The sequence below is a fragment of the Neorhizobium sp. P12A genome (assembly GCF_008365395.1).
Taxonomy (GTDB): domain Bacteria; phylum Pseudomonadota; class Alphaproteobacteria; order Rhizobiales; family Rhizobiaceae; genus Rhizobium.
Window position 1 is genome coordinate 154,101 of record NZ_QOVX01000011.1, and the last position, 12,072, is coordinate 166,172.

Annotated in this window: 11 protein-coding genes; 8 read left to right on the forward strand and 3 right to left on the reverse strand. The window is 56.6% G+C overall.

Annotated elements, in window-relative coordinates; translation table 11 throughout:
• The first annotated feature begins 15 nt into the window (after window positions 1-15).
• From DTW90_RS25345 to DTW90_RS25380, 8 genes are all read left to right on the forward strand, one after another.
• Window positions 16-684 carry a hypothetical protein gene (locus DTW90_RS25345; protein WP_348642663.1) on the forward strand — a complete coding sequence of 223 codons (669 nt, stop codon included), beginning with the start codon at window positions 16-18 and terminating at the stop codon, window positions 682-684.
• Window positions 681-1,220 carry a thermonuclease family protein gene (locus DTW90_RS25350; RefSeq protein ID WP_149341843.1) on the forward strand — a complete coding sequence of 180 codons (540 nt, stop codon included), beginning with the start codon at window positions 681-683 and terminating at the stop codon, window positions 1,218-1,220. The genes DTW90_RS25345 and DTW90_RS25350 overlap by 4 nt, the downstream gene beginning before the upstream one ends.
• Window positions 1,217-1,903: a thermonuclease family protein gene (locus DTW90_RS25355; protein ID WP_246665031.1), complete on the forward strand. Its 687-nt coding sequence runs from the start codon at window positions 1,217-1,219 to the stop codon at window positions 1,901-1,903. Before DTW90_RS25350 ends, DTW90_RS25355 begins: the two co-directional genes overlap by 4 nt.
• A gap of 12 nt (window positions 1,904-1,915) precedes the next feature.
• Window positions 1,916-2,461 (forward strand): hypothetical protein, encoded by a 546-nt coding sequence (locus tag DTW90_RS25360; protein ID WP_132525477.1) that lies wholly within the window; start codon window positions 1,916-1,918, stop codon window positions 2,459-2,461.
• Between the two features lie 116 nt (window positions 2,462-2,577).
• Window positions 2,578-3,054, forward strand: coding sequence for a helix-turn-helix transcriptional regulator (locus tag DTW90_RS25365; RefSeq protein ID WP_149341845.1), 477 nt, complete (start codon window positions 2,578-2,580; stop codon window positions 3,052-3,054).
• A gap of 231 nt (window positions 3,055-3,285) precedes the next feature.
• Window positions 3,286-4,689: an MFS transporter gene (locus DTW90_RS25370; protein WP_149341847.1), complete on the forward strand. Its 1,404-nt coding sequence runs from the start codon at window positions 3,286-3,288 to the stop codon at window positions 4,687-4,689.
• A gap of 211 nt (window positions 4,690-4,900) precedes the next feature.
• Window positions 4,901-5,809 (forward strand): nucleotidyltransferase and HEPN domain-containing protein, encoded by a 909-nt coding sequence (locus DTW90_RS25375; RefSeq protein ID WP_149341848.1) that lies wholly within the window; start codon window positions 4,901-4,903, stop codon window positions 5,807-5,809.
• A 241-nt stretch (window positions 5,810-6,050) separates the two neighbouring features.
• A complete protein-coding gene (locus tag DTW90_RS25380; RefSeq protein WP_188080037.1) occupies window positions 6,051-7,190 on the forward strand; it encodes an RHE_PE00001 family protein in 1,140 nt (379 codons plus the stop codon).
• A 121-nt stretch (window positions 7,191-7,311) separates the two neighbouring features.
• Here DTW90_RS25380 and DTW90_RS25385 read toward each other — a convergent pair whose 3' ends face one another.
• The 3 genes from DTW90_RS25385 to DTW90_RS25395 all read right to left on the reverse strand — a co-directional run bounded on the left by DTW90_RS25385 (window position 7,312) and on the right by DTW90_RS25395 (window position 11,307).
• Window positions 7,312-8,055: a DUF5677 domain-containing protein gene (locus tag DTW90_RS25385; protein WP_149341850.1), complete on the reverse strand. Its 744-nt coding sequence runs from the start codon at window positions 8,053-8,055 to the stop codon at window positions 7,312-7,314.
• A 291-nt stretch (window positions 8,056-8,346) separates the two neighbouring features.
• Window positions 8,347-9,291 (reverse strand): hypothetical protein, encoded by a 945-nt coding sequence (locus DTW90_RS25390; protein ID WP_149341852.1) that lies wholly within the window; start codon window positions 9,289-9,291, stop codon window positions 8,347-8,349.
• 6 nt (window positions 9,292-9,297) lie between these two features.
• Complete coding sequence (locus DTW90_RS25395; protein ID WP_149341853.1) at window positions 9,298-11,307, reverse strand: hypothetical protein; 2,010 nt, start codon at window positions 11,305-11,307, stop codon at window positions 9,298-9,300.
• Window positions 11,308-12,072 lie beyond the last annotated feature (765 nt).

Here is a 12,072-nt window from a genome sequence, read left to right on the forward strand (position 1 = left end):
ATCAGGAAATTGCGGTTGAAAAGAGAAAAATTCGGGATGGAGCGAATTCTGAAGATATCAAAAATAGATATGATACGTGTGGGCCTTGTGGCGATGTCCGTGGTTGTCGTGCAGCTTGGCGTCCCTGGGCGAGCCTATGCCGGCGGTTCGGTCGATGCCGATTACGTCCGGTCGCTGGCGGCTCCGGGAAAGAAGGTGCTGGTGATCGAGTACTACGATGGTCAGAAAACCGTCGTCGCCCGTCAGGGCTATGCGTCGGCGAAGGGCTTTGCGCCGATCTCGCCCACGGATTTCAGGGTCGACGACCGCGTCAGCCTGCACCTCTTCGGGGTCGAGTCTTGCCAGGGAGACTTCGTCAACAAGCGCGAAGGCTACAGCGGGAGCTGCGAGGATTTTGCAAGGACGCATCTGGCCATCGAGCTGAAAGCCGCCAAGGTGCTCTACTGCCGGGCGTTCCTGACGGAGGAAAAGGCGAGCGTCCAGGACGTGACCTGTTGGGGCTATCATTACTATCCGGGTAGTCTCGACAGTGTCGATAATATGGAGGAGCAGCTGCTGTCGATCGGCGCTCTTCGCCTATCCAGGAAAGCCGACGGAACGCCGCTGCGGCCAGACCTTATAAGCGCGGAGAGGATCGGCCGGACAGGCTACGGCATGTGGGCCGACGCGAGGACGCAGCGATGACCGGGATCCGCGCCCGCAACCTTTCCCTCATGCTGTGCCTGGTCGCTTCGACGGCGCCGGCGCAGTCAGGCTACACCCCACTCGGAGACGGCATCACGCTCGAAACCGGCGATACCTGGTCGTTGGACGGTCATCGCTTTCGCCTCTATGGCGTCCAGTCCTGTCTGAGGGGCACTTCGTTTACCGTCTCACCGGGCGATACACGCGATTGCGGCGAGGCGTCGCTGGCGGTGCTTGCGGCCTTCATCCGGGACACCAGGCCCGCCTGCGCGCCGGTCGCGCAGAACACGTCCCTATCCTACGTCCTCTGCTTTTCAACGGTCGGCGGCCATTCGCTCGATCTCGGTACGATACTGATTTCCGAGGGGTTCGATTTTGCCGCACTCGATAACAAAGGCCTGCCGGTCAATCCCGCCTATGCCGTTGCCGAGCAGGAGGCGCGGTCGCGTCGGGCGGGGCTCTGGCAATTCGCCGACGTGCAGCATCCGTCCGTCCTGATCGGCCATGTGGCGACAGATCCCGGGGAGCGACCATGATGAAGCGGTGCGCGGTGCTGTTGTCGATGACAATCGGGCTTTCGGCCCATGCCTGTTTCGCTGCCGATCTTTTCGCACTTGGCAGAGACACCGGTGATCTCAGCAGCAATGAGATCAGCGGTGGTGAGATTAGGGGAAGGGTATCGGTGGTCGATGGCGGGGCACTCTGGTTTCCGCAATATGCCGTCGCCGTCAGGCTCGCCGGTGTCGACGCTTGCGCCTTGCCGCAATGGGCGTTTGAGCCGGATGGCGCGCCTGCATCCGTTTCGTCCCCGCCGGTTCCGTGTGGACCGCTGGCAAAGGCATGGCTGAAACGCATCGTCGGCAACGCCGCCGTCACCTGTCGTCTGACCCTCGACACGTCTGGAAACCGAAAGACAGCGCGATGCGCGGCCCGCGGTCACGACCTCGGTCTGGAAATGTTGCGGGTCGGCTGGGCGAGAACAACGGCCGCCGGCCGAGGCGATCTGCAATATTCAGCCGCTGAGCGCTATGCCCGGTCTGCCCGCTACGGCTTCTGGGGAACCTATGTGCTCGACATGGACGAGTGGCAGCAAAGGGCGGTCGATCGGACAGTCTCGCGGGGGCCCGCCGTCGACCGAAACCTTCTGGCATCGCTCCAGGCTGAAATCACGCCGCCATTTGCCGACTGGCGCCGGCGAGCGCTCAGAACCGATCGATAGGAGGAAAGCATCATGCGTTTGCCCCTGGCTGTTCTTCTGATGGCGATGGCCTGCACCGTGCAATCCCCGACGCGCGCCAGCGAATGGGGATGCGAAGTCCTGCTCTGCGCCGCCTCGGATAATCCCGCCTGGCAGGCAGTCGCGACCTGCCGGCCGCCGATGGAGCGATTGATCGATGCGATGAAGCAGCCCGGATTTTCCTGGCCGACCTGTCCCGAGGGCGGCGCCGGCAAACCGGGTTATGATCGCTATGCCGACTGTCCCGCAGGCTGGACGCCGAGCGTTGCAGACGTCGACAGCGACCATGGAAGCTCGGACCTGTCCCGCTGCCGTCGTGTGGTCGATCAGTGTGCACGCGGTGCGGCGCGCGCCGGTCGGGATGGCGCCGACGGTCGCATAGTCGACGATGCCGGGATCACCAGGGCGTATTCGCAGTACGATTCCTGCCATGTCGTCGAGACCATGGCGCGGCCACTGCGCGACAAGCCGTATTTCTTCGATATCGAGGAACAGGATGGCTCTGGTTCGGCACGGCAATATTTTAGTCTGGATCGATGATGGAACGCGCGGTAGCGATTGACCGGTATTCTAAATTTCGGGAGGGAGAGGCAGGGGTTGCGGTCGGCTGCCGTTCCAGTGATAAATCGACTGTGAGTGGCGCGACGAGCAACAGAATGACCGCAAAAACAGACGATTACATCAAACGCAGAGGTCTCGTTGAGACCAATGATGCGGAAATCGACAATCCGATCTTCCGCGCAGAAGGATACGAGGGAACGCCTGCGCTCGGTGAGATGGACAATCGCATCGGCGAGGCGCTCAGGGTCGCGCGCGAACGGCAAGGCCTGACGCGGCCGGACCTTTCGCCGCTTCTTGGTCTGACGACGCAGGTTTACGGGCGTTACGAGCGGGGAGAAGCCAAGCTCCACGTCACCCGCCTCGTGCATCTCTGCGAAATTCTCGGTTTCTCGCCTTTGGAACTGATCTTTGCCGCCGCCCCCCATCTATGGGGAGAGGCACAGGAAGAGGCCGAAACCCGCTACCGCCTGATGCGGCATGTCGAGCAGCTGCCCCTGGAGAAGACGAAGCTTCTGCTCGGTGTCATCGAATCGTTCCTGGCGACGGAGCAATCATCTCCGGCCAGCACCTGATACTGAGGCCTCCGCTCCAAGACTGCGACGGCTCGGGTCAGTTCGTTTGCAAAGCTGAGGTGGCAAAGTCCTGCTGCCAAAAATCAGCCGGCGGGCGGGAAGGGCGGTTGAGGCCGGCTTTGAACACTGAGCTGCTACGGAGTTGCCGACATGCGTGACCATCATCACCGCCTATCGGAACTGGACAAGCCGTTGACGATTTGCGTTCGATACATGGAGTGAAGTCCGAGGATGGATAAGGTTCACACTGAGGAGACGAATGTTTCTCGATGGGTTTTGCCCATCTCTATCCTTGGGAGCAGCCTTGGCTTTATCGACAGTTCGGTCGTCAATATCGGGCTTCCGACCATCCAGGACCATCTGAACGCATCGCTTGCCACGATCCAGTGGGTAACCAACGGCTACCTGCTGACGCTGGCAAGCCTGGTCCTGCTTGGCGGTGCCACCGGTGACCGATACGGAACGCTTCGCGTCTTCGTCATCGGCCTCATAGTCTTCGCTCTTGCCTCGATTGGATGTGGGATCGCCCCCTCGGCTGCCGTGCTTGTCGGTGCGCGGATCGTCCAGGGCGCTGGTGCCGCCTTCCTCATTCCGACCAGCCTTGCCCTCATCAGCCAGGCCTATAAGGGGGAAGCGAGGGGACGGGCGATAGGCACCTGGGCGGCCGCGGGCGGCCTGCTGATGGCCCTAGGACCGCCCTTCGGCGGTTTCCTGATCAACGTCGCCGGCTGGCGCTCGATCTTCTTCATCAATATACCGCTCGCCGCTCTGGCGATCTATCTTTCAGGAATGATCCGCACCGCCGGGGGCCGGTTAGACGATCGAAGCCTGGATGTGCCGGGAGCGCTGCTAGCGATCGCCACGCTTGCGGCGCTGACTTACGGGCTAATCGTGCTTGGAGAGGGGATGGCGAGAGCTGGCGCGATCGCGATTGCCGCCGCGGTGCCGCTTGCCGTTGTGTTCCTATTGATCGAGCATCGAAGCGCGATGCCGATGATGCCGCTAAAGCTGTTCGGCAGTCGTACCTTTGCCGGCGCAAACGCGCTCACCGTGATCCTCTATGGTGGCCTGGGTGCTGCGATCTTCATGCTGCCCTTCTCAATGATCAGGGCGCATCACTATAGCTCGATCGCTGCGGGCCTGGCCTTCCTGCCCCTATCGCTGATCCTCGGCCTCGGGTCACGGCTGTCCGGGAGCCTGGCCGACGCGGTCGGCAACCGGCTGCCGCTGACGATCGGTCCGCTGATTGCTGGCGCCGGATTTGCGACCCTGGCGCTTTCGGCAAACGGTGAAAACTACGCGACGACGTTTCTTCCGGGACTGGTCATTGTGGGCCTGGGAATGACCCTGGCTGTGCCGGCTCTCACTACCGCGGTGTTCGATTCCGTCGCTGACAGCGATAGTGGCGCGGCGTCGGGGATTAACAATGCTGCGGCGAGAACGGGAAGCCTTTTGGCAACGGCTGCCCTCGGTATTGCCTTTGGTAGTGAACGGATGGCAGCCATGTCGATCGAGGTGCTGACCAGCGCCTATACCAGCGTGATGTGGTGCGCAGCGCTGGCATCGGCTGCAAGTGCTGTGATTGCATTCGTGAGCATTTCGAAGGGCAATGGCTCACATGAAAAGGCGCATTGATCTTGGCCCGATGAGACCAAGGCTGGTGGCTGGATAAAGTAAAGCGTAGCTGACGAAATGGTTCTGCCTGGTCAGCTGTTTGTGGTGGCAGCATGCATGCGGCGGCAATCGGAAGAGTTGAAAATAAAGTGTGGTTTCCCGTCAGAAATTACGGTGGCGTCACCCCGATGCGATAGGCTAGGAAGGTGGTTCATACGGAGTTTTACCCTTGATGAAATCGAGCCTCGAGCATCTGCCGGAACAGAAGCAGCGGGAACTCACGCGCGTGGTAGAGATCATCCACGAGGAGTTCGAGGATGCGCTGAAGGGTGGCGAGGCGGAATTCAAGAAGAGGGGGCGGATCTGGAAGATCATCCTGTTTGGTTCCTATGCCCGCGGAACCTGGGTCGAGGAGCCGCACACGACGAAAGGCTACCGATCCGATTACGATATCCTGATCATCGTCAACACCAAGAAGCTGACGGATCCGGAGTATTGGGACGCGACCAGGAGTCGACTGATGCACAGTGGACTCAAGACGCCGGTAGGCATCATTGTCCACTCGCGGCGCGAGGTTGGCGATCGTCTTCACCTAGGTCAGCCCTTTTTCTCAGACATCCGCCGCGACGGGATTGTTCTCTACGAACTTGATGACGTGCCTCTTCCACAGCCGAAGCCAATGTCACCTGCCGAAGAGTATCAAGTTGCCAGGGGGCATTTCGATGCACGATACCCCGAAGCTGTCATGATGCTTAAGACATCGCAGTGGCAAAAACTTCAGCCAGAGGAGAACAGTTTCAAGTCTGCATCGTTTAGTCTTCATCAGGCGATTGAACAGGCTTATTCGACCGTCCTTCTTACTCTTACAAATTATTCGCCAGCGTCTCACAACATCAACTTTCTACGCGCCCTCAGTGAGGACCGAGATCGGCGCTTGGCGGACGCGTGGCCTCGTGACCGGCAGCGCTTTATCGCTTGGTTCAATCTGATCAATGAGGCCTACGTTAAAGCACGGTATTCGCCCCACTACGAGATTAGCCAAGAGGCTTTGATCTGGCTCGGAGAGCGGACAACTGAGCTGCACCAACTCGTGGCGACAATTTGTGAAGAACATCTGGCAAGCTTGAAGTCACAGCTTTAATTGTGAAGCGATTCCAGTGATAGTTTCTGAATTATTGAGTATAGATTCAGTGCGTATGGTTATCAATTCGGGATGGCCGTAATACATTTGTGTTCTGTAAGTAGTTTTTCCATATTAATGGCTACGAATATTACTGACCATCGATAACCAGTACTTATCGATGGTTGATAATCCAACTCAAAACCGTACCATGTGAGGAACTCTAATATCTCTATAGAGTTCTCATAAGAAATCATTTACCATGATTTCAATGGCTTACGATCTCGCAAAAATTAGCGTGACACCGTTGATGCGGCCGGCTTTCGACGCCGGTGTCGCACTGACGCGTCTCGACGAGCGCATCGCCCTTTCGCCGGTCGGGCAGGGCTTCCTCGAACGCTCTCAGTTCACCGACGCGTGCGCCTCGCTGTGGATCGACGGCGAACTCGTCCACCTCGAAGACCTCGTCCTCCACGACGCCACGAAAGACATCCGCACGCCCACCCACGAATTGACCATCGCCCGCGACGTCCTGCGCACCCGTCGGCGCATTGCTGGCCAGTCCCCCGCCTGGGCGTTATCCGCCGACGGTTTGCGGAAGCTCCGACAGACCTCGGAGATCACGCCGGTCGGCACTGATGAGATGGAGGCAACCGGCACTATCCGGCGCGCGGCCGCGATCGATCCGGAAGGGGAGGGGGAGGAGGATGACGACTTCAAAACTCTCCCCGGCGTCGACTATGCCGCCATCGATGCGGTGCTCGCCCGATCGGAGGCGGCGATCGAAAACGCAACACGGCCCGGCCGCGCCGGCGCGGCGGAAAAAGATTCACTGATCTACGATCTCGATTGGGACGAGGACGCGCGGCTGGAGGAATGGCGGGGCGTGTTGTGGCAGGTGCAAGACCTGCCGGTGGTGCTGCAGGCGATCGTTGCCCTCGACGCCTGGAACGAGCTTGCCGTCCTGCAGCATGCGCCCTGGCTCGGACGGCTGTTGTCCGCCTCAATATTGCACCAGGCCGGCGTCACCAGCGGGGCCCATCTTGCCGCGATCAACACCGGCCTCAGAACCATCCCGGTGGATCGGCGCCGACATCGCGATCGCGAGACCCGGCTGCTTGCCATCGCCCATGGCCTGCTTGCGGCCGCCGAGATCGGTCTGAAAGAGCATGACCGGCTGACGCTGGCGAAGACAATGATGGACCGAAAGCTGGACGGGCGCCGGACGTCTTCGAAATTGCCGGAGCTGGTCGAGCTGGTGATGGCGAAACCGCTGGTGTCGGCCAAGATGGTGGCGAAAACGCTGGAGGTGACGCCGCAGGCGGCGCGGCGGATTGTTTTGGAGCTCGGCCTGAGAGAGATGACGGGGAGGGGGAGGTTTCGGGCGTGGGGAGTTATGTGAATCTGCGGCTTACGAGACGACACCGTCGTGCTCTGGGTTGGGCCAGTGCGGCGCAGTTCGACTGACGCGCCAGCACAACGACCTTCAAGAAGCGGCGAATATATCTCGCTGGCTCCTGAGCCTAATCCTCCAGCGAATCCGCCCACGACAGGCCCTTTTCTTCCCGAAACCGCTTGAAATAATCCAGCTCTTTTTTCACCGCGTCGTTGGACTTGAAATAGTCGTGCATGATGAGGTTGGACTGGTTGAGAATGGCGATGAAGGAATCCAGCGTTGCGGCGAGGTCTTCGCGAGTGGGTTCGTCGAATATCACCATGTCGAGGCCATCCTCCCGTGGCCGGAAGTGCCGCGAGGTGAGCGCTCGGATGTTGTTATGGCTGTCGTTGCAGAGGCTGTTGTAGATTGAGCGGTATTCGTTTTCCATCCCAGCCGCTTTGAATTTGTCATAGTTACTTGGAATGGCTGATGCGTCGGTGAAGGCCTTTAGCTCCGCCTTATGATGATCGAGCTTCTTCAGCGCTTCAGGGTTATTCTTAAAGTAGATGAGAAAGGGGTTCTCTCCTTTCACTCCGTCGCCTGCGAGCTTGATCCACTCCTTGTGGTAAACGGCAAGCATCGCCTTCAGATACTCGTCGCTGTTCGCTAGATTGATAAGATCCACATGAGCTTCCATGGCAGACCTGAGCAATGTGTCCATGCCAGTATATGCGCCGCCCTCGCGAATAATGATGGCGCTGTTCGTCAACTCGATGATGGTAGCGTACAGCGATATAAGAGTGCGGTGAACTTCGCTGCGCTTGTCGAACTTAAGATTGCTAAGATTCTTTACGGTCACACTGTAGAGTTCGATGAGATAGCCGTACATTGATTCCTCCGGGCAGAGAAAATTTGCACGGCTGGAGCTAAACGTCCAGATCATCCCAAGTGCGGTCTACAGCCAGAATCCTGAGTGAGGTTCTTCTCCGCTAGGCTGCGGTGCCCAGTCACGGTTTGTGCTGTGACAACGTTGGTTCCCCCAGGCATCCAAGGCGAGATGCGTTGGCGGCGCCTGCGCGGCCGGTGTTCCTGGCCGGGATGGTGAGGATACGCTCGACGCCACGGCGCTGTCGGGGCGGCAAAGTATCAGATTCTTGCTCAAGGAGATGTCGGCAGTTGTTTAGTTGAAAACGATTGGATAAACCCACCCCTTCCCAACACCTGTGCTGGTTTCGCGCGAATACCTCTCCGTGAAGGGATAGATCATGCTAGCCGCACGGCCCTCTAACTTGGATAAATAGTACAGCCCGAAACCCAGAGCCTGTGGCTTTGTTGATAAGGGGCTCAAATATAGGTTGGATATGCGTTGTTTGCTGTTTAGCAGACTCACTGCCTCATCCAAGACAGCGGCCGTGACATAGGGGTCGTTAGCCGTCGCGAAAAAGTTGAGATCCACGGCATGTTGGGTCGAAACAGCGGATACGCGGTCAAGGCGTAAAATGCTCTCTTGGTACATGTCTGCACTCAAAGAGGGAAAGCAATGCAACTGCACGACTCGTGCGCTTTCCTTGTTCGCTATTACTTGGCCAATCAAGCTATGATCATAACCGATGCCAACCACGACAACGTCATGGTCCATCTCCGGATTGTGCAATCCCTCAAAACCAGCGACTTGGCGCACACTGACTGTCTCTGTCAGAGAAAAGCGTGTTTCGACCTTGCGCGAATAATGGCCTGGTTCAGTATATATGAACTCTAGTTCTTCGACCGGATTAGCTTTGAAATATTTCAGAAGCAAAAGGATATGGGGGTGCAAAAATCCTGTAATGTCGACGCACACGCTCTTGATGTCCGGATCGGCCAGGCCGCTTTGGCGAAGGCCCTCAACAACCAGCTCCGCTTCATTCTCAGGTAGCGAATCCACCAGATGACGTCCTGCAGGATATTCATCGGTGCTGTATCCGTAATCGGGCAAGATCCACCAAACCTTCCGAGATGCATTTACCTCATCAAATGTAGATTTCACTCGTTCATTGTCGTTATATGCCGAGATAAAAACGTCTCGATTACGCTGTTTCTCATCGGCTGACAGAAGACGCTTTGAATCAATCAAAAATTGCAACATCATTGATCACAGAAGTTTTGGTTGTTTTACGGTGGCATTGCGCGAGACTTCGATGAACATGTTTTGAACCCGACCTCGCATCAGAGACGCAAGCGTTGCCCGCTTCGTGTGATCTAAGATCGCGTTCGCGAGTTCTTGCTGTAGTTCAATCGTTCCCCGCCTATGGATAGATACTCCCCATCTAGGGGCAAGCATAGGGCCAAGCTGGTATTTGGCATCGACGGCGTGAGAGTTCTTGTTTTTGCTCCCTGCCTGGATTTTGATGAGGTATGACCAGTTCTCGCAGGTTTGTAGAACTTTGCGTGCGTTTTCGGTTAGTTTCTCTTCATCAACGCTGAACGTCCCAACGTCACATTCGCTCGGTTTGTCGCTGTATCGCACGGTTCGGAAGAGCACGGCCAGTGCTTCCACTCCTTCCCTTACGTCCACCCCTGTTCCCGTGGGCTGTGCATCCTCCCAAAACCAAGCGGCGCTGTCGAGAACACCAAGTGATTGGGATTCGACGCTGATGACGCCGTCGGCGAATGGCTTCTCCCCAGCGAACGAAGAGCGACGGTAGATTTGCTTCAGAATACCAAGTAAATTCCGCGGAATTCCCTGTGACAAATGCACTAGCTGTTCCCATCCACAGTAAGGGATGGTTTTTCCGCATTCTCTGTAGAGTTGAGCGAGCAAATCGGAGCCGAAGTGGCTTAAGACATCCTCGTAGTCGGGTGCGGCAGCTTTCCCACCTTTCATGAAGGCATCAGCTTTCGCTGATATAGATTCTGCAGCCGCGCGTATTTCGCCGGTTGTGTCAGCCCATGCTCGGTATAGCAGGAGGATGTTCACCTTCTCGAGTAGGGGATAATCCTTCATTGTCAACAACGTTACGATTTGTTCCACCCATGACGATGGCGCGTCGAACCCCTTTGTAAGATTTGACCGTAGCTTTGCTATATGCGTTCTGTCGGCTCCTTTCTTGTCTCGGCCCGAAACCGCCTCAAGGGTCGGTTTCTGGTAAAAATTGGCCTTGTTTAGTTCTTGAAAGCAATCACGGAGTTCTCCGTTACGCCGCGATGTTAGACCGACTTGGTCAAGCCGCTTCGATACCAATTTTTCCACAAAGACTTCATAAGCTGACGACTCATCACGTAGGAAGGAATCGAGTTCTACGCGCTCGTATTCCGAGCCCCGCTTTATGGGTTCTCCCGATCCAAGCGTTTCGTATGTTCGAATGCCATACAATCTGGCGCCCACCTTAACCGTGGCATTTCCGGATCGGTATCGGATCAAACTGTTCAGGAACCGTTGTTGGCTGGCAGTGAAATTTTCCGCCTCGTCGATAAGATAGACAAATACTGTCTTTTCGAATTCACGGATCCGTTGCGCTGCTATACGAGGGAGACCGTAGAAAAGACTTCCAGGCGAGAAAGATATCACCACCGGGTCCATGGTTCCCGTGATCGCTACGTTGTTAGCCGCATAGTCAATATGTTTTCGTAACCGTGTGACATACTCGATGAGCTCGTCGATGGTCGAAAATTCACCCTTCACATTGATGTCGAAAAGTTGGTGGATATCCGAAACGAAGCCGCTTGAATCGTAGTCGCATTCCTCGTTTTCGTTGAGCCAGCTTTTGAGGACATCGAGAAAAGTGGCGACAAGCCAAAGCTCAAAATACATGCTGAAGATCGCCAGCCACAGGTCTTCAGTCTGCTTCTTGCCCGAGAATTTCTGCGAATTGAGTCCCTCGGCTCGCACGTAGATGCCGAGGTAACCATCTTTTACGACCGCATCGGTTATGCTTCCCGCTCTGGCTGCTTGCACCGGTGCAGAGCAATAGCGCATCAAGTGCGTCTTGCCGCTGCCTTTGCCGCCAACAAGGATCATCGGCATCAAAAGTCGAGGTTGAAGGAAGTTAACGAGCCCTCCGTGTTCGTCGGCAATGTCAACCCAATAATCAAGGATCTCTGCCGCAGAAAAATCGGATGCCTTAACTAGGTCAAACGGGTTTTCGTCTAGTCGAATTGCCATGCTTCTAATCCTAAATCTTCGGATACCGTCTAAATATCGGTGTCCAAGGTATCGGAGAGCCGTTTGAGACCTCGCGCCATATTATCGGGAGCGTATTGTCTGGTGTGTTGTGATGAAATCCGAATAACATCTGACTGTCTTCAAAGCCTCCCGCGTGGCCAGGAGCCAGCAGGTTGCCATAGTGCAAAGCAACGTCGCGAACAGTTGCCTCAGATACATGCTCCGGTACCACCCGAAGGTATCGAGAATCGTTAGAAAGGCACCGGTAACTGGCGTCCAGCTCGATAAGAGCGGCCGATCGAGCGTTGAACAACGTGTTCGTCCTCACATTCGACATACCTGCTGCGGTTCCGAAGATTGAAAAGTAAGAAAATTCGATATCAGGATCGAGCGCCCGAATATCCTGCAAGATGTTCCTGGAGTATTTGAGGGCTGTATCCCCCGAGCCGCATACGTCGTCCAAAAATACATATCGTCTGATGGATGTGTCCTGTAGCTGCCTCGAGACAACGCCCCCAGGGCCCACAAATCTCTCAGTGATTTCCGCGTTGTCTAGAAAAATCGACTTAGTAAGCCCGTTCTCCTGCCTGAAAAAGTACAGCAGATGGACGCCGCTCTCGGACGGATTTCCCACCCCGAGAAACCGCGTCCGGTTCAATTCTTCGGAAAGTCTCGCTCGAATCACATCGAGATCGCGAGTGTCGCCAGACGCCTTTCGGACCTCTTGAATAAGAGGTATAAGAAACAGATCTCTGTATTGGGCTC

What these genes read in the sequence shown, in the direction of transcription:
- DTW90_RS25370 (WP_149341847.1), top strand. Translation starts at nt 3,286, where the DNA reads ATGGATAAGGTTCACACTGAGGAGACGAATGTTTCTCGATGGGTTTTG.
- DTW90_RS25385 (WP_149341850.1), bottom strand. Translation starts at nt 8,055, where the DNA reads ATGTACGGCTATCTCATCGAACTCTACAGTGTGACCGTAAAGAATCTT.
- DTW90_RS25390 (WP_149341852.1), bottom strand. Translation starts at nt 9,291, where the DNA reads ATGTTGCAATTTTTGATTGATTCAAAGCGTCTTCTGTCAGCCGATGAG.
- DTW90_RS25350 (WP_149341843.1), top strand. Translation starts at nt 681, where the DNA reads ATGACCGGGATCCGCGCCCGCAACCTTTCCCTCATGCTGTGCCTGGTC.
- DTW90_RS25355 (WP_246665031.1), top strand. Translation starts at nt 1,217, where the DNA reads ATGATGAAGCGGTGCGCGGTGCTGTTGTCGATGACAATCGGGCTTTCG.
- DTW90_RS25395 (WP_149341853.1), bottom strand. Translation starts at nt 11,307, where the DNA reads ATGGCAATTCGACTAGACGAAAACCCGTTTGACCTAGTTAAGGCATCC.
- DTW90_RS25360 (WP_132525477.1), top strand. Translation starts at nt 1,916, where the DNA reads ATGCGTTTGCCCCTGGCTGTTCTTCTGATGGCGATGGCCTGCACCGTG.
- DTW90_RS25365 (WP_149341845.1), top strand. Translation starts at nt 2,578, where the DNA reads ATGACCGCAAAAACAGACGATTACATCAAACGCAGAGGTCTCGTTGAG.
- DTW90_RS25380 (WP_188080037.1), top strand. Translation starts at nt 6,051, where the DNA reads ATGATTTCAATGGCTTACGATCTCGCAAAAATTAGCGTGACACCGTTG.
- DTW90_RS25375 (WP_149341848.1), top strand. Translation starts at nt 4,901, where the DNA reads ATGAAATCGAGCCTCGAGCATCTGCCGGAACAGAAGCAGCGGGAACTC.